Origin of the sequence: Frondihabitans sp. 4ASC-45 (genome assembly GCF_049472575.1) — a bacterium.
In the GTDB taxonomy this organism is placed as follows: Bacteria; Actinomycetota; Actinomycetes; order Actinomycetales; family Microbacteriaceae; genus Frondihabitans.
This window is the reverse complement of record NZ_JBCEBN010000002.1, coordinates 230,073-251,011: the sequence shown is the minus strand read 5'-3', so window position 1 is coordinate 251,011 and position 20,939 is coordinate 230,073. Positions and strand designations below refer to the sequence as shown.

The 20,939-nt window shown below is 66.9% G+C and carries 16 protein-coding genes; 6 read left to right on the top strand and 10 right to left on the bottom strand.

Annotation, left to right across the window (positions count from 1 at the left end):
• Positions 1–7 precede the first annotated feature (7 nt).
• A complete protein-coding gene (locus tag VH571_RS04750; protein ID WP_055958115.1) occupies positions 8–235 on the top strand; it encodes a DUF7455 domain-containing protein in 228 nt (75 codons plus the stop codon).
• 85 nt (positions 236–320) lie between these two features.
• Here VH571_RS04750 and VH571_RS04745 read toward each other — a convergent pair whose 3' ends face one another.
• The 5 genes from VH571_RS04745 to VH571_RS04725 form a co-directional block, all read right to left on the bottom strand.
• Positions 321–1,064: a type 1 glutamine amidotransferase gene (locus VH571_RS04745; protein ID WP_423263553.1), complete on the bottom strand. Its 744-nt coding sequence runs from the start codon at positions 1,062–1,064 to the stop codon at positions 321–323.
• A complete protein-coding gene (locus tag VH571_RS04740) occupies positions 1,061–2,341 on the bottom strand; it encodes a MurT ligase domain-containing protein (RefSeq protein WP_423263552.1) in 1,281 nt (426 codons plus the stop codon). The genes VH571_RS04745 and VH571_RS04740 overlap by 4 nt, the downstream gene beginning before the upstream one ends.
• A 150-nt stretch (positions 2,342–2,491) precedes the next feature.
• Complete coding sequence (locus VH571_RS04735; protein ID WP_055958124.1) at positions 2,492–3,781, bottom strand: RNA polymerase sigma factor; 1,290 nt, start codon at positions 3,779–3,781, stop codon at positions 2,492–2,494.
• A 292-nt stretch (positions 3,782–4,073) separates the two neighbouring features.
• The gene (locus VH571_RS04730) at positions 4,074–5,408 is read right to left on the bottom strand and encodes an MFS transporter (protein WP_423263551.1); all 1,335 of its coding nucleotides are present in this window, start codon (positions 5,406–5,408) and stop codon (positions 4,074–4,076) included.
• A gap of 25 nt (positions 5,409–5,433) precedes the next feature.
• Positions 5,434–6,348: a proteasome assembly chaperone family protein gene (locus VH571_RS04725; RefSeq protein WP_055958130.1), complete on the bottom strand. Its 915-nt coding sequence runs from the start codon at positions 6,346–6,348 to the stop codon at positions 5,434–5,436.
• 92 nt (positions 6,349–6,440) lie between these two features.
• Here VH571_RS04725 and VH571_RS04720 point away from each other — a divergent pair, with 92 nt between their 5' ends.
• The 3 genes from VH571_RS04720 (at position 6,441) to sucB (ending at position 11,094) form a co-directional block, all read left to right on the top strand.
• Positions 6,441–7,931 (top strand): leucyl aminopeptidase, encoded by a 1,491-nt coding sequence (locus VH571_RS04720; protein ID WP_423263550.1) that lies wholly within the window; start codon positions 6,441–6,443, stop codon positions 7,929–7,931.
• A 116-nt stretch (positions 7,932–8,047) separates the two neighbouring features.
• Positions 8,048–9,421: a dihydrolipoyl dehydrogenase gene (gene lpdA / locus VH571_RS04715; protein WP_055958135.1), complete on the top strand. Its 1,374-nt coding sequence runs from the start codon at positions 8,048–8,050 to the stop codon at positions 9,419–9,421.
• Between the two features lie 89 nt (positions 9,422–9,510).
• A complete protein-coding gene (gene sucB, locus VH571_RS04710) occupies positions 9,511–11,094 on the top strand; it encodes a 2-oxoglutarate dehydrogenase, E2 component, dihydrolipoamide succinyltransferase (RefSeq protein WP_423263549.1) in 1,584 nt (527 codons plus the stop codon).
• Positions 11,095–11,174: 80 nt separating this feature from the next.
• Here the strand turns inward: sucB and VH571_RS04705 are convergent, their stop codons facing one another.
• Complete coding sequence (locus tag VH571_RS04705; protein ID WP_423263548.1) at positions 11,175–12,626, bottom strand: hypothetical protein; 1,452 nt, start codon at positions 12,624–12,626, stop codon at positions 11,175–11,177.
• A gap of 135 nt (positions 12,627–12,761) precedes the next feature.
• Between VH571_RS04705 and VH571_RS04700 the strand changes: the two genes are divergently transcribed.
• Positions 12,762–13,481: a DUF4191 domain-containing protein gene (locus tag VH571_RS04700; protein WP_423263547.1), complete on the top strand. Its 720-nt coding sequence runs from the start codon at positions 12,762–12,764 to the stop codon at positions 13,479–13,481.
• 74 nt (positions 13,482–13,555) lie between these two features.
• On the opposite strand, the gene VH571_RS04695 is transcribed toward VH571_RS04700, so the two are convergent.
• Entirely contained in the window at positions 13,556–13,984 is a 429-nt protein-coding gene (locus VH571_RS04695; protein ID WP_055958147.1) for an RDD family protein, read from the bottom strand.
• A gap of 193 nt (positions 13,985–14,177) precedes the next feature.
• On the opposite strand from VH571_RS04695, the gene glnA reads away from it, so the two are divergent.
• Positions 14,178–15,602, top strand: coding sequence for a type I glutamate--ammonia ligase (glnA, locus tag VH571_RS04690; protein ID WP_055958150.1), 1,425 nt, complete (start codon positions 14,178–14,180; stop codon positions 15,600–15,602).
• A gap of 335 nt (positions 15,603–15,937) precedes the next feature.
• On the opposite strand, the gene VH571_RS04685 is transcribed toward glnA, so the two are convergent.
• From VH571_RS04685 to VH571_RS04675, 3 genes are all read right to left on the bottom strand, one after another.
• Complete coding sequence (locus VH571_RS04685; protein WP_423263546.1) at positions 15,938–17,371, bottom strand: UDP-glucose dehydrogenase family protein; 1,434 nt, start codon at positions 17,369–17,371, stop codon at positions 15,938–15,940.
• A 92-nt stretch (positions 17,372–17,463) separates the two neighbouring features.
• Positions 17,464–19,107 carry a glycoside hydrolase family 26 protein gene (locus tag VH571_RS04680; RefSeq protein WP_423263545.1) on the bottom strand — a complete coding sequence of 548 codons (1,644 nt, stop codon included), beginning with the start codon at positions 19,105–19,107 and terminating at the stop codon, positions 17,464–17,466.
• Positions 19,100–20,659: a glycosyltransferase gene (locus VH571_RS04675; protein ID WP_423263544.1), complete on the bottom strand. Its 1,560-nt coding sequence runs from the start codon at positions 20,657–20,659 to the stop codon at positions 19,100–19,102. Before VH571_RS04675 ends, VH571_RS04680 begins: the two co-directional genes overlap by 8 nt.
• Positions 20,660–20,939 lie beyond the last annotated feature (280 nt).

Sequence of the window (20,939 nt, the reverse complement as noted above, 5' to 3'; positions counted from 1 at the left end):
GCATCACATGTCTCAGATGGCCACCGACCACAACGCCGTCGATGAGCTCGGCCCCCAGTACCAGCTGTCCGGCGCCGACCGTTGCGACAGCTGCGGAGCCCAGGCGTACATTCGCGCGACGATGGCGACGGGTGAGCTTCTGTTCTGCGCTCACCACGGCGCCAAGTTCAAAGAGAAGCTGCAGCCGAACGCGCTGGAGTGGCTCGACGAAACCGCCAAGCTCACCGCCCACTAGTCTTCGTTTCACCAAGAAGGCCCGCTCTCCTCTTCGGAGTGCGGGCCTTCTGCCGTGATCGACTCGACGCGAGCTTGCCGTTCGGCTACATCGCCTTGAAGGCGCGCTCCAAGTTCTTCTCGATCACGAGACGTGATTGACGGGCGTACTCGTCGAGGGTCGCGTGCGCGGGCCCTGCGTCATAGACACCGCCGATCCGCGAGACGGCCGAGGCGAGAACGCGATCCGTCAACTCCGGGTGGAGCGGGAGAACGGGGCCCTTCAGCTGGGTTCCGAACGAGGATCCGCGCGACACCCCCTCGGTACCGTCGCCGTTGCCGCCACCGGTGACGACTGTGCCGAACGCTGAGGCGCCGGCCGCGAGCTCGAACCGGGTCGCGTGGTCTTCGAACCCGAAGAGCGTGAGCGAGGGCCCCGAGTACGCCGTCTCGACTCGGAAGTAGTTGGCTCGACGCTTTGCTCCGCGGTGGGCTGAGGCATCGAAGAACCCGAGGCCTTCGAGGTCGGCACCCTCGCCGGAGATCCCCTGCGAGAGGAGTTCCATGCCGCCTCCGATGGCGACGACGGGCACACCGGAGTCGGCCCAATCGCTCAGCGCCTCACGGAACCGGAGGGCATCCGAGTGGATCGAACGCAGCGTCGACAGCGGCCCGGACCCGATCACGACGAGGTCGGCCCCCACGGGGAGGGAGTCGCCCGGCCGGTGCTCGACGAGCTCGACGTCGAGGCCGGCCCGCCGCGCGCGCTCGGCCAGAGCGACGACATTGCCGCCGTCGCCCGAGACGCCGAGCTGTTCCGGGTAGAGCTGCAGAAGGGAGAGGGTGGTCATGCGCGCTTCTCCAGATCGGGGTAGCCGAGCATTTTGCGGGCGATCATCATCTGCTCGTAGTTGACGATGAAGTTCTTGGTCTTGCTGGCGGGGGCCGGGAGCGCCTTCATCAGCTCGATGGCCTTCTCGATGCGAGGCTCGACGGTGCCGATCGGAATGCCGGCGTGCTCGAGGCGGAGCGCGATCTGCCAGGCCTTCTCCCCCGACACCACGTCGACGTGGTCGAGAGACGAGAAGTCGACGTCGTAGATCCACGAGATGTCGGGCGTGCCCTCGTCGATCGCCAGTAGCACCTGCTCGGGGGCATCAGCGAGGGCATCGAGGTTGAGCTGCAGGCTCGCCGCGTTCTTGAACATGACGAACTCGGCTTCGTCGGTGCCGATCTTGAGTCGCTCGCCACGCCCGTAGGCAGGCTTCATCGCGGCGAATGCCGCCACGGCTTTCGACTCGTCGAACTCGGAGCCGAGCGCGACACGCGCCGTCTGGATGGCCGCGGCCGCGTCGACCGCGTAGTGCAGGCCCTTGGCGGGGAGGCGGATGTCGAGGGACGAGGATCCGCCACCCGTCGCTCGGCTCAGCGCGATGGTGGCACCCTGCGCCGACAGCGCCCTGACCTCGGCCTCGGCTTGCAGTGGCGCGGATCCTTCGGTCTGGCCGCCGAAGGCGGAGGCGTTCTGCAGGCCGTGCGGCGCCTCGGCCACGAGCTCGGTGGACGCACCGAAGCGGGTGACGTCGAGGGTGCTGCTCGTGAACGGGCCGAGGTACTCGTCATCGCGGTTGGTCACGACGTGGGTGCCCGCTGTGGCGGCCGTGTCGGTCATCATGTCGGCGACGCGAGAGGTCTCGTAGAAGCGGTAGAGCTGGTCGACCTGCACGTTGAGCATCAGCACGGTCGACGGGTGGAGGTGCCCGGAGAGCTCGACGGCGAACGCCTCGTCGACCTCGAGCACGCCGACGTCGGCCTTCAGCTTGCCGAAGATGCTGACCTCGGAGAGCAGCGCCGACGCGATGCCCTGGGGCAGGTTGGCACCGGTCGGGTTGGTGAAGACGCGGAGCCCGTGCGCCCGCATGACGTCGGAGAGCATGTGCGTGGTCGTCGACTTGCCGTTCGAGCCCAGCACGAAGAGCACGCCGCGGTCGAACTGCTTCGTCACGTCGGTGAGGAACGAGGGAAGCAGTTTGAGCACTAGGTAGCCCGGATACGCCGACCCGCCCCCTCGGGCTCTTGCGATGATGCGGACGAGACGCCCGAGGAGGATGGGGAGAACGTACTTCATCGGATTCCTAGGGTCGTCGGCTTCGGTGAACGCGATGCCGGTTTACTCGAGGCGGTCGAACGCTTTCGATTTACTCGAGGCGGTCGAAAGCGGGAGCAGCGCCGGACGGCCGGAGCTTGTCGGAGGCCCGGTGCCGCGGACGCTTTCGGCCTATTCCAAATAGTCGCGCAAAGACTGCGACCGCGACGGGTGACGAAGCTTCGCCATCGTCTTCGACTCGATCTGACGGATGCGCTCGCGCGTCACGCCGAAGGTGTCGCCGATCTGGTCGAGAGTTTTCGGCATGCCGTCGCCGAGGCCGAAGCGCATGCGAATCACGCCGGCTTCGCGCTCGGAGAGGCTGTCGAGGAGCGACTCGAGCTGCTTCTGCAGCATCGTGAAGCCGACGGCGTCGGCCGGAACGACCGCTTCGGTGTCTTCGATGAGGTCACCGAACTCGCTGTCACCGTCTTCACCGAGCGGGGTGTGGAGGGAGATCGGCTCGCGGCCGTACTTCTGCACCTCGACGACCTTCTCGGGCGTCATGTCGAGTTCGCGCGAGAGCTCTTCGGGAGTGGGCTCGCGGCCGAGATCCTGGAGCATCTGACGCTGAACGCGGGCCAGCTTGTTGATGACCTCGACCATGTGCACGGGGATGCGGATGGTGCGCGCCTGATCGGCCATGGCGCGCGTGATCGCCTGACGGATCCACCAGGTGGCGTAGGTCGAGAACTTGAAGCCCTTGGTGTAGTCGAACTTCTCGACCGCACGGATGAGACCGAGGTTGCCCTCCTGGATCAGGTCGAGGAACTGCATTCCGCGACCGGTGTAGCGCTTGGCGAGGCTGACGACGAGGCGGAGGTTGGCGCCGAGCAGGTGGCTCTTGGCACGCTGGCCGTCTCGCGACACCCAGCGCAACTCGCGCTCGAGCTCTTTCGAGAGCCCGGTCGAGTTGGCCAGCTTGTCGTCGGCGAACAGACCCGCCTCGATGCGCATGGCGAGCTCGACCTCTTCGGCCGCATTCAGCAGCGCGACTTTACCGATCTGCTTCAAATAGTCTTTGACCGGGTCGGCGGTGGCGCCGGTGATGGTCGACGAGTAGACGGGGATCTCGTCGTCGTCGTCTTGCGAGATGACGAGCGCCCCGGTCGGCAGAACCTCTTCGGCGGCCTTGACCGCGGTGTCGGCGCTGTCGTCGGTCGACTCGGTGTCGTCGCCGTCGACCGCCTCGACGGCTTCGGCGGCAGGTTCGACGTCGGACTCGTCGTCGTCGCTCTTGGCCGTCTTCTTGGTCGCCTTGGCGGGGGCCGCCTTCGCGGTCGCCGCCTTGGCCGGTGCCTTCTTGGCGGGCGCCCGCTTCGCGGGTGCCTTCTTGACCGGGGCCGTAGCGGCGTCGGTCTCGGTAGTAGTGGAGGTCTCGACGGTTTCGTCGGCGACGGTGGCCTTGGTGCGAGTAGCCATTGGTGCACCTTTCACTCGGGCTTCGTAAAGCTGGGGAGGTGCCCAATGTCACTGATCCGGGTCGAAGACGCCCCCTGGCGCCATCAATTGGGCACTGTCTGTCTTTTCAGGCAGAACTCTGCTTTCAGGCAGAAGCCCGCTTTTCGGCAGAACTCCGCTTCTAGGCAGAACTAGGACCCATGTCAAGCCCTCGACATTTCGCCGAAGACAGGAAAGGGTCCGTGAGTAATTATTGCACGCCGCAGGGCGAACCGTTTACAGGGCCGCGGGATCCTGGTAGTGGAGCACTTCGTCAGCGCCCCGCCCGAGCGCGCATCCTTCGTGACAGTGCAACCCAGACCGGGCCCACTTCTATTCCTTCTTCGAGGTGCATGCGGCGCCTCGTGCGACGCCGATCGACGATGAGACCGGCGACGCCGAGCCCGATGACGACGTACTGCACCAGGAAGGCGATGCGGAAGCCCGACCACGAGAAGAGCGGTGACGGGTCGCCCATCGCGACACCGTGAGAGTGAACCGCGTCGAGTACGACCCCGATGAGGAACATCATCACGAAGCTGGCGAGGAATCCCCCGACATTGACGATGCCGTTCGCGACACCGAGGCTTCGCAGCGGATTGAACGTGCGCGCGAAGTCGAAACCGATCAAGGATCCTGGCCCACCGGCCCCGAGGACGACCACCAGCACGATCACCAGCCAGTGCGGCGGAACCCCCGGCCAGACCAGCACGGCCGTCCACACCAGGCCGATGATCGAGACGATGCCGAGAACGAGATTCGAGCGGCGAAGGGGGAACCGCGCGCTCAGGAGGCCGAGGATCGGCCCGGCCACGACGCCGGTGATGACGAGCAGGGCAAGAAGCCCGGACGCCTCGCCCCTCGAGAATCCGAGACCGCCGACCAGCGCGGGAACACCCCACAGCAGACTGAAGGTCGTGCCCGACGACTGGGTGACGTAGTGCGACCAGAATCCGAGACGGGTGCCCGGCCTCTTCACGCTCTCGACGAGTTGCCTGCCCGCGGTGGCCCACGACGAGACGACCGGCTGCCCGACCTGCCCCGCCGGTGCGTTGCGCACCACGCCGAGCAAAACGATCACCGAGAGCACGGCGACGGCCGCGGCGCTGAGGAACGCGGGAGACCAGCCGCGCGAGTGCAGCACGACCGCGAAGGGGACGGCGGAGAGGATCTGCCCCACCTGGCCGATGTTGCCGGTCCACTGCGAGACCTGCGGCAGAATCGGGCCGCGGAACCACGACGGGAGCAGCCGGATCACCGAGATGAAGGTGAGCGCATCACCGGCACCGACGAGCATGCGTCCCACGATGGCGAGACCGAGATGGGGCGGCGAGACGCCGACGACGGTCTGGCCGAGAGCCAGCACCGCGGCGCCGACAACCAGCAGCGCGCGCGGCCCGACACGATCGAGCATCACGCCCACGGGAATCTGCAGAGCCGCGTAAACCACGATCTGGGCGACGGCGAGAGTCGAGAGGGTCGACGCCGAGATGTCGAAGACGTGCTGGGCGTCGACGCCGGCGACTCCGAGGGACGAGCGCTGGAGCACGGCCACCACGTAGGCGAAGACGGCTGCGCCCCAGACGAGCCAGGCGCGCTTGGAATTCACCCGACCAGGTTACCGACCCGTCAGGTCACGCCTCGTCGTCGCGGGGGCGCGAGGCCAAGAACTTCTCAAGCTCGGCGGCGATCGAATCGGCGCTCGGCACCTGCCCGTCGAGGCCGACGAGCGGCGACGGCAGCGGGTTGCCCTCCATGTACGTGTCGTGGCGCTCTTCGAGCGTCTCGACGAGACGGCTCAGCTCGGTGTTGCCGGCGACCTGCTCGTCGACCTTGACCAGGAAGTCGCGGCCCTGCTCACGCAGGTCGTCGGTCGGGAAGATGAGGCCGGTCGCTGCGCTGATGCTCGAAAGCGCTGTCACCGCGGCGTCGGGGAACTCCGTGTCGGCGAGGTAGTGCGGCACGAGCAGCACGAACCCGGCGGTGGGGTGACCACCCGAGGTGAGCCGGTGCTCGACGAGATGAAGGGCGTTGGCCGGTGCCTGCGTCGTGGGGCGCCAGACCGACAGCGACTCGATGAGATCGGTCCGATTGCCGGAGACGGTGACACCGAGTTCGCGCGTGTGCGGCACCGGCATCGGGATCGCCTGCACCCAGGTGGTCGTCGCCATCTCGTAGCGCTGGATCAGCTGGATGACTGCACTCGTGAACTGGTTCCAGCGGAAGTCGGGTTCGAAGCCGGAGAGAAGCAGGAAGGGCTGCCCGATCTCGTCTTTCATGAGGCGGAGCGTCAACGTCGCCGCCTGGTAGTCGGAGATGTGATCCTGGTCGAACGTGATGATGGGGCGCCGGGCCCGGTAGTCGAGGAGGACGTCGGCGTCGAAGGTCGCCACGATCTCGCCCTCGAGCGACTCGGTCAGGTACTGGGTCAGCTGTGCGACCGTCGATCCGGCGTCGGCGAAGCCGGTCAGGCCCGCGACCAGCGGCAGGCCGGTCGGGATACCCGTGGCACCGGGAGAAAGCTCGTACAGGTCTGCGGGTTCGGACATCCTTCAATGCTAGGCACGGGTGGTCGACGCCACGCCCTTCGAGGGAATGCTGACAGCGAACGTGCCGCCCGGACTCCCATAAAGTGGCTGGTATGACCGTTCCGAAGCTCTCCGTCTCATCCGAACTCACCGCAGCCGACGTCTTCGTCATCGGCGTCGTTCCCGGCACGGGCGACGACGCTCCCACCCTGCTGTGGGATGCACCCGAGCTGGCCGATGCGCTCAAGGGTCTCGGCGTCTCAGGCGGACGCGACGAGGTAACGAGGTTGCCGGCCTCGTCTCTCGGATCCTCGTCGTCGTCGGTCTCGCCCGTCGCGACCATCGCGCTCGTCGGGCTCGGCGCCGCCGTCTCGATCGAGACGCTCCGGTACGCCGCAGGTTCTGCCGCGCGCCAGCTCACCGGCCGCACCCGCGTCGCCTTCGGTCTCCCCGTCGCCGACGACGCCGAGGCCCTGGCCGTGCTCGAGGGTGCCGCCATCGGCGCGTATGCCTTCGACTCGTACCGCCACTCCTCCGCGAGCGATGCCAAGAAGGCCGTCGCCGAGGTCGATCTCGTCACGGCCACCACCATCGATTCCGCAGTGATCGCCAAGGCGGCAGCCGTGGCCCAGGCCGTCCACACCGTTCGCGACCTCGTCACCACTCCCCCGATCGACCTCTCGCCGGCTGCTCTCGCCGGCGAGGCCGTCCGCCTGTCGGCCACCAAAGACGTCACCGTCACCGTGCTCGAGGGCGACGAACTCCGCGAGGCCGGCTTTGGGGGCATCATCGGAGTGGGGCAAGGATCCGCGCGCCCGCCCCGCTTGGTCAAGGTGCAGTACGCGCCCGCCGGGGCCGCGAAGCACCTCGCCCTCGTCGGCAAGGGCATCACATACGACACGGGTGGGCTGTCGCTCAAGCCCGCCGGCGCGATGGTCGGAATGAAGTACGACATGACCGGGGCGGCCACCGTCCTGGCCGTGACGCTGGCAGCTGCCGAACTCGCCCTGCCGGTCCGCCTCACCGCGTGGCTCTGCATCTCCGAGAACATGCTCGGCGCCGACCCCATTCGCCCCGACGACGTCCTGACCATCAAGGGCGGCACCACCGTCGAAGTGACCAACACCGACGCCGAGGGTCGCCTCGTGTTGGCCGACGGCCTCGTTGCCGCCAGCGAAGAGCAGCCCGACGCCATCGTCGACGTCGCCACGCTGACCGGGGCACAGGTCGTCGCACTCGGCATGCGCTACGTCGGCGTCATGGGAACCGACGACTTCGCGCCCCGAGTGGTCGAGGTCGCCGACGCCGCCTCCGAGCCGTTCTGGCGGGTGCCGCTGGCGCCCGAGCTTCGCACCCGGCTCAACTCCGACGTGGCCGACCTGGTGAACGCGACGCCGGGCAACACGGCCGCCGGCATGCTGCTCGCAGGCGTGTTCCTGAAGGAGTTCGTAGGCAAGAAGGAGGGCACCGACGAGCTCATCCCGTGGGCGCACCTCGACATCGCCGGGCCGAGCGAGAACAAAGCGGGCGGGTACGGCTTCACGACCAAGGGCGCGACTGGCATTACCGTGCGAACCCTGATCGACCTGGCCGCCTCGTTCTAGGTGGCGTACTAGGCTGACGGAGGCGGGAGAAACCCGCCTTCTTGCAGGGCCAGACCGGTGTCGCCATCGAACGACGCGGTTTCGGGCACTGAACGAATGCACGAAGGAGTTGCTGGGTGTCGGAACAGAATTTTGACCTTGTAGTTCTCGGCGGCGGTAGCGGCGGGTATGCCGCTGCGCTGCGAGCGAGCGAGCTCGGCCAGTCGGTCGCGATCATCGAGAAAGACAAGGTCGGTGGCACCTGCCTGCACCGCGGCTGCATTCCGACCAAGGCCCTGCTCCACTCGGCCGAGGTCGCCGACGTCTCGCGCGAGTCGCTGAAGTACGGTGTCGACGTCGACTTCCAGGGCGTCGACATCGCCCGGGTCACGACCTACCGCCGCGACATCGTCGAGCACAAATACAAGGGTCTCCAGAGCCTGGTCAAGGCCCGTGGCGTCACGACGATCGCGGGTGAGGGGCGACTGACCTCGCCGTCGACCGTTCAGGTCGGCGACGACACGATCACCGGCAAGAACATCGTGCTGGCGACCGGCTCCTATTCGCGCAGCCTTCCCGGTCTCGAAATCGGCGGCCGCGTCATCACCAGTGAGCACGCCCTCGAGCTCGATTACATCCCGAAGAAGGTCGCGATCCTCGGCGGCGGCGTGATCGGCGTCGAGTTCGCCAGCGTCTGGAAGTCGTTCGGCTCCGATGTGCAGATCATCGAGGCTCTCCCCCACCTCGTACCCAACGAGGAGGAGTCCGTCTCCAAGTCGTTCGAGCGGGCGTTCCGCAAGCGCGGCATCAACTTCTCGCTCGGCATCCGCTTCCAGAGCGTGTCGCAGAACGACGACGGGGTCGTCGTCACCCTCGAAGACGGCAAAACCTTCGACGCCGACATCCTCCTCGTCGCCGTCGGTCGCGGCCCGGTCACTCAGGGCCTCGGCTACGACGAGGTCGGCGTGAACATGGATCGCGGCTTCGTCCTCACCGACGAGCGCCTCGCGACCAACGTTCCCGGCGTCTACGCGATCGGCGACATCGTTCCCGGCCTTCAGCTCGCCCACCGCAGCTTCCAGCACGGCATCTTCGTCGCCGAAGAGATCGCGGGGCTGAAGCCCGTCGTGATCGACGACGTCAACATCCCCAAGGTCACGTATTCCGACCCGGAGGTCGCCTCGGTGGGTCTCAGCACTGCGAAGGCCACCGAGAAGTACGGTGCCGACAAGATCGCCGCCTACGACTACAACCTCGCAGGCAACGGCAAGACGTCGATCCTCGGTTCTGCCGGGTCGGTCAAGGTCATCCGCGTCGTCGATGGTCCGGTCGTCGGCATCCACATGATCGGCGCCCGCGTCGGCGAGCTCATCGGAGAAGCGCAGCTCACCGTCAACTGGGAGGCCTACCCCGAAGACGTCGCTGGCCTCATCCATGCGCACCCGACTCAGAACGAGGCACTAGGCGAGGCCATGCTGGCCCTCGCGGGTAAGCCCCTCCACGCGATGTAGCGCGGCGGTGCATCCCGCACCGGCAGTCGTCAGCACCATCCCCGCACCACCACAGTTTTTATAACAGAACCGCAGAAGGAGCCCCCCTGATGAGCGAATCCGTCAACCTCCCGGCACTCGGCGAGAGTGTCACCGAGGGCACGGTCACCCGCTGGCTGAAGAACGTCGGCGACCGCGTCGAGGTCGACGAGCCGCTGCTCGAAGTATCGACCGACAAGGTCGACACCGAGATCCCGTCCCCCGTCGCCGGTGTGATCGAAGAGATCCTCGTTGCCGAAGACGAGACGGTCGAGGTGGGTACCGCCCTCGTCAAGATCGGCGATGGTAGTGGTTCCGGCGCTCCTGCCGAAGATGCACCCGAGGCCGAAGCGCCCGGAACGGGCCCCGCGTCGACCGACGACACCCCCGCGACCGCTGCGGCCGGCGGCTCCTCCGAGTCGTCCGAGGGCTACGAGGGCCCCGCTGACGACGTGGAGTCCGTCTCGGCCGAATCCGCGGCTGACGACGACTCCTCTGAGGGGCTCGAGGCGGAGGTCCCCTCCGACTCCGCTCCCGCTCCGGGTGAGGGTGCGCCCGCCGAGGCGCCCGCTCCGGCAGAGTCGGTCGACCCCGCCCCCGCGGCCGCTGCTCCGGCACCTGCCGCTGCCGCGCCGGCTGCACCGGCTCCGGCCGCTCCCGCCGCGTCTGCCCCCGCGGCCGCTGCTCCCGATTCCGCCCCCAGTACCGGCGCGCCGGTCGGGTACGTGACTCCGCTCGTTCGCAAGCTCGCCGGTGAGAAGGGTGTCGACCTGTCGACCGTCTCCGGCACCGGAGTCGGCGGACGCATTCGCAAAGAAGACGTGCTGTCAGCTGCCGCTGCGGCCGAAGAGGCCGCCAAGGCCGCTTCTGCACCGTCGGCCTCCGCTGCCCCGTCCGCTCCTGCCGCTTCGTCGAAGTACGAGCCTCTGCCGGTCTCCGACCTCCGCGGCACGACCGTGCCGATGACCCGCCTCCGCAAGGTCGTTGCTCAGCGCGCCGTCGAGTCGATGCAGTCGACCGCACAGCTCACCAGCGTCGTCGAGGTCGACGTGACGAAGGTCGCGAAGTTCCGCGACGCCGTCAAGGGTGACTTCCTTGCCAAGACCGGCAACAAGCTGTCGTTCCTGCCCTTCTTCACCCTCGCGGCGGCGGAGGCTCTTCAGGCCTACCCGAAGCTCAACGCGACCGTCGACGGCGACTCGATCGTCTACCCCGACACCGAGAACGTCAGCATGGCCGTCGACACCGAGCGCGGCCTTCTGACCCCGGTCATCAAGAACGCCGCATCGCTCGATCTGGCCGGTCTCGCCGCCTCGATCGCCGACCTCGCCGGTCGTACCCGCGACAACAAGCTGACCCCCGACGAGCTCTCCGGTGGCACCTTCACGGTGACCAACACCGGTTCGCGCGGCGCCCTGTTCGACACCCCGGTCGTGTTCCTTCCCCAGGTTGCGATCCTCGGCACCGGCATCGTCGTGAAGAAGCCCGTCGTTGTCACGGCAGACGGCTCGGAGTCGATCGCGATTCGCTCGATGGTCTACCTGGCCCTCTCGTACGACCACCGCATCGTCGACGGTGCCGACGCCGCCCGCTTCCTCGTCGCGGTCAAGAACCGCCTCGAGGGCGGCGACTTCCAGGGCAAGCTCGGCATCTAACGGCATCAGCCCCGACACCGACTTTCGGGCCGACCACCACCGTTCGGCGGTGTTGTGCTCGGAGACCGGTGCCGCTGGCATCAGCCCGAGTCGATCGACCGCACTCGCCAACCGGCCTCCTTCTTCACTACGAAGACGGAGGCCGGTTTGTCGTTGCTCGACGTGGCGTCGAAGAGCACAACTCCACCCAGCCGGTTGATGGCCGTGCCGACGACGAGCTCTGGCACGGATTCGAGAAGGGCAGGATCCGCCACGACCCGCTCATCCTCCGCCAGCGCAGCTGACCCGGGTTCGTCGACACCCGCCAGGCACTCGGCGTCGAGCGCTCGGAAGCAGTCCGCGCGGAGCCGGAGCAGGAGACGAACGGCTCTGTCGGCGTCATCGCCGGCCAGGACAGCCTCCACCCGATCGAGTCGATCGGCTCGGGGGCCAGGCGGCGGCGACGTCGTAGGCATCGGGGTCGCTGTCACCATCCCCCCAGGCATCGTCGTTCCTGCGGCCCGATCCGGCGGGCCCGAGCTTTCAACGGACGTCGCGGCTAATCCTTGATCGTCGCTGGCACTACCGGCACCTCCACCACCGGAACCTCCACCATCGGCACCTCCACCACCAGCACCTCCACCACCGACTGCGAGTCCGATCGCCGCGCAGCCTACAACGGTGCCGGCCAGAACCCACACGCGCTTCCGCACCTGTCGCGCCGCTGCTCCGGCCTGGGCAGCGAGCTCGAATGCGTGGGCTCCCGCGGTCGAGCGGTGGGCCCAGGTGCGAAGCGTCGCCAGCCCCGGAACGAGATCATCGAGCGGGTGCATGGTCTCCACCTCGTCGTGCACCGGCACCATCTCGAAGGGAGCCTCGTCGTCGAGCGCGACGGGGGCGGCGAGATCGAAGAGCGCCTCGACGAGTTCGTCGAGCGTTGTCGACTCGTCGCAGAGTTCCGTGAAGCGCCGCCGCTGGTCAGCCCCGATGCCGGAGCAGACGGGCAGCACCTGCTCAACCGCGCGACGCCCGGCAGCCGTCGCCCCTCCGGGTGGGCGGGCGAGCCGCTGCGGACCCCGCGCCGGGGCGGCGCGTACACCCACGACGACGGGTGCGCCGTGTCGATCGAGCAGCACGTTGCCCAGGCCGACGCCACTCACGAGGTCGACGTGGCGTGCCAGGGGTGACCGCTCGAGATGCTGGAGCGCCATAAGCACCGGAACGAGGAGCGTCACGGCCTCCCCCGCCGCGAGCACCCCGCGATCGGCCACGAAGGTCGAGGCCGACCGGGTGCCGAGTCGAGGCAGGATCAACCCGGGAGAATCGGCACCCGCCACGAGGGCGACGTCGATCAGAGGAACGATGTGCCGGTGGGTCGCCCCCGAGAGCGCCACGGCCTCGGCCAGCGCGCGCGAGGCGGCACCATCGCCACGATGGATCTTGACGACGAGCGACGAGGATCCGACCCCACCGAGCCACTCGTACACATCGGCACTCACGCCCGCGGCGACGAGCTCGCCGAGGCGACTGTCGCGGGAACGGGGTGAGGTCATCCCTCGATCGTGACCGCCTCGGATCCTTCGCTGACCGGTGGTCGCCGGTCTGGGGAGAGGACGCTCGGCCGCCCGGCCTGGGGAGACAAGGCCTCGGGAGGTGCGGCGAGGCCCGAAGACCGTATCCTAGACAGCATGGCACGTAGCAAGTCCGCGGAGAACGCATCTCCGACCCCCGCAAAAGAGCCCGGTCGCATCAAGCAGATGTACCAGGTCTTCACCATGACCCGAAAGCACGACCCGAAGTCGATCTGGCTGATGCTGGCCGCCTTCGTCGTCCCCGTCGTCGCCGGTGTCGTGCTCGCGCTCGTGGCGGGCGGCAACATCCTCGGGCTGATCCTCTACATCGTCGTCGGCGTTCTGCTCGGTGTGCTGCTGTTCATGATCGTGCTCGGCCGTCTCGCCGAGAGGGCCGCGTACTCGCAGATCGAGGGCCAGCCGGGTGCGGTCGGTGCCGTGTTCAAGAGCGGTCTCCGTCGCCAGTGGCGTGCCAGCGAGATGCCCGTCGCCGTGAACGGTCGCAGCCAGGCCGCCGTCTACCGCGCCGTGGGTCGCCCGGGAGTCGTGCTCGTCACCGAGGGCACCAAGGGCCAGACCCAGCGCATCGTCGACGAAGAACGTCGCAAGGTTGCGCGCATCACACCGGGAGTGCCGATCACGGTCTTGAGCGTCGGCCCCGACGGCGACTCGATCCCGCTGCACCGCCTCGCGGCCCGGATGAACAAGGTCAAGAAGGCGATCGACCGCAACGAGGTGCTTGCCGTGTCGAACCGGCTCGACTCGCTCGGCCAGAACAAGCTCCCGATCCCCAAGGGCGTCGACCCGATGCGCGTGCGCTCCGGCCGACCGCGCTGACCTTCACGTCGCGACTGCGAAAGGGCACCCGACCGAGTTCGTCTCGGTCGGGTGCCCTTTTGGCTGGCGCGAATCTAGATGCGTACGAGCAGCGTGCCGGCGGCTCGATCGTGCAGGCCGCGCTGATCCTGGTCGTAGATGACAGCCGGGATCACGAGGCACAGCAGCACCGTCCGCACGACCGGACGCCACCAGCGCACGGCACCGCCCGTCTCGGGCACCACGCGCATCCGTGTCGCGAGGTGGCCGATGCTGCCGCCGACGGTGAGGGTGAACCCGATCTGCATGACCGCGAAGACCGCGAGCGTCGCGAACTCGTTGTAGTGGAAGAACGCCACCGAGACGATCACCGCGAGGAGCCAATCGATGATCAACGCCACGACGCGCCGACCGAGGCGGCCGACCGAGCGCGGGCCCGTCTGCGGCAACCCGAGGTCGAAACCCGGCCAGGGCGTCGACTTCTTCGGTTCGGGCGGCAGAGGCGGAGGGGCGGAGCTCGACATGGAGACGAGCCTATCGAGGCGCGGATGCGGGGGTGCCGGGAGCGGTCGGGCCGGATCCTGACGCCCTCTCGGAAGCGACGCGTAACATGCCGGAAACATTTTGGTCACCGCGGCGAAACGGCCCGTCAATAGCCTCATGACTGGAGGCGTCCCGCTTTCGCCCACGTTCCACGCCCATTGGAGACCTTCGCGTATGTTCAAAGATTCTTCCGAGGTGCTGAGCTTCATCAAGGACACTGACGTCAAGTTCCTTGATATCCGCTTCACCGACCTTCCCGGTGTGCAGCAGCACTTCAACATCCCCGCATCCACGGTCGACGAGGAGTTCTTCTCGGTCGGTCAGCTCTTCGACGGCTCCTCGATCCGCGGCTTCGCGTCGATCCACGAGTCCGACATGCAGCTCATCCCCGACGTCACCACGGGCTACGTCGATCCGTTCCGCGCCGAGCGCACGCTGATCCTCGTCTTCGACATCTTCAACCCGCGCAACGGCGAGCTCTACTCGCGTGACCCGCGTCAGGTCGCCAAGAAGGCCGAGCGCTACCTCGCCTCCACCGGCATCGCCGACACCGCGTTCTTCGCCCCCGAGGCCGAGTTCTACGTCTTCGACGACGTCCGCTACGAGGTCAAGCAGAACGCCTCCTTCTACTCGGTCGACTCCGAAGAGGGCGCCTGGAACACCGGCCGCGCCGAAGAGGGCGGAAACCTCGCCAACAAGACCGCCTACAAGGGTGGCTACTTCCCGGTCTCGCCCGTCGACAAGACGGCCGACCTCCGCGACGACATCAGCCTCAAGCTGATCGACTCCGGCCTCGAGCTCGAGCGTGCGCACCACGAGGTGGGCACCGGCGGCCAGCAGGAGATCAACTACAAGTTCGACACGATGGTCCACGCGGCCGACGACATCCTGAAGTTCAAGTACATCGTCAAGAACACCGCCGAGCTCTGGGGCAAGGTTGCGACCTTCATGCCCAAGCCGCTCTTCGGCGACAACGGCTCGGGAATGCACACCCACCAGTCGCTCTGGAGCGACGGCAAGCCCCTCTTCTACGACGAGAACGGCTACGGCGGACTCTCCGACATCGCCCGCTGGTACATCGGTGGTCTGCTGAAGCACGCCCCCGCCGTGCTGGCATTCACGAACCCCGCGATCAACTCGTACCACCGCCTGATCCCGGGCTTCGAGGCTCCCGTCAACCTGGTCTACTCGGCCGGTAATCGTTCGGCTGCCATCCGCATCCCGATCACGGGCACCAACCCGAAGGCCAAGCGCATCGAGTTCCGCGTCCCCGACGCGGCGTCGAACCCGTACCTCGCCTTCGCCGCGCAGCTCATGGCTGGCCTCGACGGTATCCAGAACCGCATCGAGCCTCACGAGCCCGTCGACAAAGACCTGTACGAGCTTCCCCCGGAAGAGGCGAAGAACATCCCGCAGGTTCCGGCCTCGCTGGACGCCGCCTTGATCGCCCTCGAAGAGGACCACGAGTTCCTCACCAAGGGCAACGTCTTCACCGAAGACCTCATCGAGACCTGGATCGCGTACAAGCGTGAGAAAGAGATCCTGCCGATGGCGCAGCGTCCTCACCCGTTCGAATTCGAGATGTACTTCGGCGTCTAAGTCGTCGTGCCTCCGGGGCCCGCACTCTTTCGAGGGTGCGGGCCCTTTCGCGCGCGGGGCCGGCGCATTTCGTGGGCCTGTTGCAAATTTGAAGGAGAAACAGGCCAGCCCGGGCCAGTTATCGCCGATCCCGGGCCGTCGCGGCGAGTTTTTCCTTCAAATTTGCAAGTGAGACACGAAGGCGGGGCCGGGACGAGGGCGCCACCGCAGAGGGCAGAGACGAAGACCCCGCCCCGACGCGAGTCGGAACGGGGTCTCACTGGCGTATCGGGTTGCGCCAGATCGGGCGGGTCCGCACGCATCACCGTGCAGCAGCCACCCGGGCTCGGGAACCTCTAGAGGGCGAGCGCGGCACTCTCGAACGCCTGGCGCTGACGCGGCACCGTGCGTCCGCCAAGGGGCCGGACCTCCCAGCCGGCGGCCGACCACACCTCGGTGTCGAGCGCGTTGCGGGCGTCGAGCACGATGGGGTTGGCAGCAAGCTCGGCCAGGTGCTCCGGGTCAGCGTTGACGAACACGGGCCACTCCGTCAGCAAGAGCACGGCGTCGGCGTCGGTCACGGCCTCGTCGAGGCTGTCGGCGAACGAGAGCGTCGGGAAGCTGCGCTGCGCTGTCGCGGAGGCCTCAGGATCCACCACGAGCACCTGGGCACCGCGCAGGTGCAGGGCCGCGGCGACGTTGAGGGCCGGCGAGTCGCGCACGTCGTCGGTGTCGGGCTTGAAGGCGGCTCCGAGAATAGCGAGCTTGCGGTTGAGGACGGAGCCGCCGCACGCGTCGATCGCCTGGTCGATGACCCGCTGGCGCTGCTGCATGTTGATCTCGTCCACCTCTTGCATGAGGCCGACCACACGGTGCGCGCCGAGCTCGTTCGCCCGAGACATCAGCGCACGGATGTCTTTCGGGAGGCAACCGCCGCCGAAGCCGAGGCCGGCGTTCAAGAACTTGCGGCCGATGCGGTCGTCGTAACCGAGCGCGTCGGCGAGAACGCGGACGTCGGCTCCCGCGACCTCGCACAGCTCGGAAATCGCGTTGATGAACGAGATCTTCGTGGCGAGGAACGCGTTGGCGCTGACCTTGACCAGCTCGGCCGTGGCGAGGTCACACGAGATGACGGGGGTGCCGGTCGCGATCGGCTCGGCGTACACCTCGCGCAGGATCGCCTCGCTCTTCGCGTCGGTGCCGCCGAACACGATGCGGTCGGGGCGCAGCGTGTCTTCGACGGCGTGGGCCTCGCGGAGGAACTCGGGGTTCCAGACGACCTGCGTCTCGACGCCGGCCGGCTTCGCGTCGGCGACGAGCTTGCGGAGCTTGGCTGCGGTGCCGACCGGCACCGTCGACTTTCCGACGATGATGCCGTCGTGGCTCAGCGACTCCGCGACAGCCTTCGTCGCGGCCTCGACGTAGCTCAGGTTGGCGGCATGACTCCCCCGGCGTTGCGGCGTGCCGACGCAGATGAAGTGCACGTCGGCCATCGAGACGGCGTCGGGCAGGTCGCTCGTGAAGCGGAGGCGGCCGGTGCCGACGTGCTTCACGATGAGCTCGGGCAGGCCGGGCTCGAAGAACGGCACGCGGCCGGCGCTGAGCGCCTCGACCTTCGAGGGGTCGGTGTCGACGCCGATGACGTCAAAGCCCATCTCGGCCATGGCGGCCGCGTGAGTCGCCCCGAGGTAGCCGGTGCCGATCACCGAGATGACGGGCTTGAGGCCCTTGCCCGCAGCCGCTGCGTCGGTCGACGGAGAGACGTCGCTGGTCTTCTTGGGAGTGCTCATGGTGATCTCCTAGGTGGGGCTGTTTCTGTCGAGGGGTGGGGCTGGCGGACCAACTGGGCGCCAGCCCCGAGGGTGTTGCTGAGCGAGTGACTCTAGGGAGTGGACTTCACCGGTCTCAGCGAGTATTTGATGTCTGAACGAGCAATGCCGGCAGAGAACGCCTGCAGAGCCGTCGAGGTCGAGTTCAGGCGCCAATCGTTGGTAACGAGCTGGTTGTTCAGAGTCGTGGTGACCGTCAGGCTGAACCAGGAGAATCCGATGATGTCTTTGTTCTCCGGCAGCGAGAGCGCGGTGAACAACTTGTCGATCCAGCCCGCCTTGAGGCCCCCGCCCTCGGTGGCTCCGATCTCCGCCAGGAAGATCGGCTTCGAGGTGTCGGGCACATTCCGGAGAAGAGCGAGCGTGTCGGCGAAGGTGTCTTCGAACGAGCCGTCCTGGGGCCCGTCGCCCGACGGACGTTCGTACCCGGACATCCCGATCCAGTCGACGTAGGCGTCTCCCGGATAAAGCGACTTCGTGTACTCGAGCGTCTTGTGCGTCTTGGTGAGGTTGTTGACGCGGTTCGGAGCCCAGATCCAGTTGACGTAGTCATTAGCGCCCTGGGCGGAGAAGATGTCGTGGACGTGCTTCCACATGTCGACGTACTGCCCGGCCGAATTGCCGTTGACGGAGTTTCCGTGGCCGTCGTCTTCCGACCAGGGGTACCAGGTCGCGTTCATCTCCTGATCGAGGCGAATGCCGACGGGTTGGCCGCTTGCGACGATGTCGGCGGCGTACTTCTTCAGGTAGGTGTCGAAGTCGCCTCGAATGATGTTGCCGAGGGAGTACTCCGGCTGATCGGCCTGGTTGTTGCCGGCCGTCGACGACTGGGATTCCCAGGTGATGATGGGCAGATCGCCCTTGGCCCATGAGCGCTGGACGGCGTCGGCGCGGAAGTCCTTGTCCCATCCCTGGAAGTAGCCGGCCGAGTTCGGCTGAACGCCGACCTTCGAGCTGACGTCGTCGAACTCCGACCAGCTGAACGGCGACTGCGCGGTGTAGAGGCCGAAGTAGCGGTTCGTGGGGTTCTTGATCGAGGCGAGGCTGGGGGTCGGCGTCACGATGGGTCCGATGGGTGTGTCTCCCCCGCCGGAACCGCCACCCGAGCCTGTTCCGCCACCGTTTCCTGCACCGGTTCCTTCTCCCGACCCGGCGCCGGTTCCGGCGCCGGATCCTGTTCCCGTTCCGGAATCGGTGCCCGTCGACGCTCCGCCGTTGATGCTGCCACCGCCGAGCGTGGCGGCACCGCTGTCAGCGGTCTTTCCTCCGTCTGCGGCGAGCTGGCTGGCAAGCGAGTCGGCTTTGCCCGACGTCTGAGCTTGGGCGGCCTTGGCGTTCGACAGCTTCGACGACAGCGACTCCGACTTACCGTCGGCCGCCGCCAGCTGCTTCTTGAGCTCGGCGATCTCGGTCGACTGATCGGTGAGCTGCGACTTCGACGACACGAGCTGCGTGAGCAGGTCGGCACGATCGTTTTTGAGAGCCATGTTGGTCGAGATCGGCTGGACGACGTCGCCGACGACCTTGCGCACAACGTTGTCGGTGGGCGACATCCAGACCATCCAGGAGATGAGCCCGAGGAGGACGACGATGGCGGTGGCGCCGAGGGCGGAACGGCGGGAGTTCTTCTTGCCGGTCGACCAGAAGGCCCCACCCGTGCTGAGCGGCGTGACTCCGCCGGATGAGTAGTCAGACAATGAAGAGAGCCTCCAGGATGATGATGACGGCACCGATCAGGTACGGCCATGCGGCTTTCGGGTTGAGCTTGCGTCGGGCGGGCGCCTTAGCGGTGGGAGCGGCCGAGACGGCCGTCTTGGCCCGGCGGCGGCTCTTGACGAGCACGGTGCCCGATTCGGGGGCGTCGGACGTGCCGAAGTCGAACAGGGTGTCGACGGTGGGCTGGCCGGGAGTATCGGTGAACTGAGCCTCGAGGGCGTCGAGGGGTGTCTCCATCGCGTCTTCGCGGCGATCCACCTCGTGCTGGACCTCCTCGGTGACGACTCCGCCGGAGTAGGCCCCGGCTCGGGTCCCCCAGCCGGCCGAGTGGCCCATGCGGAAGAAGCCGATGATGCGGATGGGCATCAGGAAGAACGTCGACACGATGATGAAGACGGGCAGGCGGATGAAATCGCCGGGCTTTTCGGAGAGGTGGCGCATCTGCCTGATGGCCATGCTGAGCACCGACGAGGCGACCATCAGAACGACGATCGCGACGACCCCCGATCGGAATCCGTATTCGTGGAGGATGCCCGTGTAGAGGTTCGTGCCCTGGTGCGTGGCTGCGTTGTAGATCCAGCCGCCGACGACGCCGAGGAGGACGAACGGCAGGACGATGTCCATCGCGAAGAAGAACGCGAGCATCGGGGCGTGCCCCAGCATCCACGGCATCATTCGGAGGGTGTTGTACTGGCTACCGCGAGCCCAGCGGAGCTGCTGCTTGAACAGCTTCTTGATCTGGAGCGGTGCATCCGTGTAGACGAGGCTCGTGTACTGGTACACGGTGCGGTAGCCCTCTTTGAGCGTGAGGTTCGTGAGGGTGCGGTCGTCACTCACCTCGAGGAAGACGCCCATGAACTTCTCGGTCATGAACTTGTCCATGACGCGGACGAGGATCTCGCGGCGGAACGCGATGGTGCGACCGGGAAGGCACCCGATCTGGCCGAGCACGCTCTGAGCGGGCATCGAGTAGAGCGCGCGGCTGTTCTCGAGCCAGTCGGCCCAGCGGGTGATCCAGGAGCGCTCGGGCTCGAGGATGCGCTGGCGCGTGGTCACTCCACCGACGTTGGCCTGCGCGAACGGCTTGAGCAGCTCCTCGAGCGTGCCTTCCGTCCACACGGTGTCGGAGTCGACCAGCACGGTGATGTCGCCGGTCGAGAGCTCCGTGCCGATCATGACAGCGTTGCGCTTGCCGGGGATCGGGGTGTGAGTCCACTGCACCAGCGGCGCGAACTCCTCGCAGATGCCCTGCAGCACCGGGTTCGGCTTGCCGTTGATGACGACGATGATCTCATCGGGTTTCTGCTCGACCATGCGGCCGATGACGTCGCGGAAGAGGTCTTCCGGTTCGTCCACGACGGGAACCACGACGCTGGTCGTGCCGGTGTAGTGCCCGGTGAAGGGGCGGTAGTTGCGCGAGATCACGACCTTGATGATCCAGAGGACCCAGATCATGATCGAGTAGACGGTGAAGAGGTAGACCTCGGGGTGACCCTGGATCTCATGACGGATTTGAAGGATGAACGTGAGCACGATGCCGCCTGCTGTGGTGGAAAGGGGGTGGCTTCCGCGTCATCGGGGAATCGGTCGTTCGGGTAGTGAATTTCTAACCCATGGCCGGGGGCGTTTCAAGCTGTCCCTCACAGTGGGGTGGCATCGGCCGGATCGGGGTACGTCGAAGTCCCCCGAAACGTGTCGCCCAAAGTGCTGACAGGTGATTGGTCGGTATCGGGGTGCGAGGGGTCTCCACCGCGGGGTCGAGCGGATCGTGGTAGGGCGGATCCTGGGGTGTAATAAAAGTGCTGATCAGAGC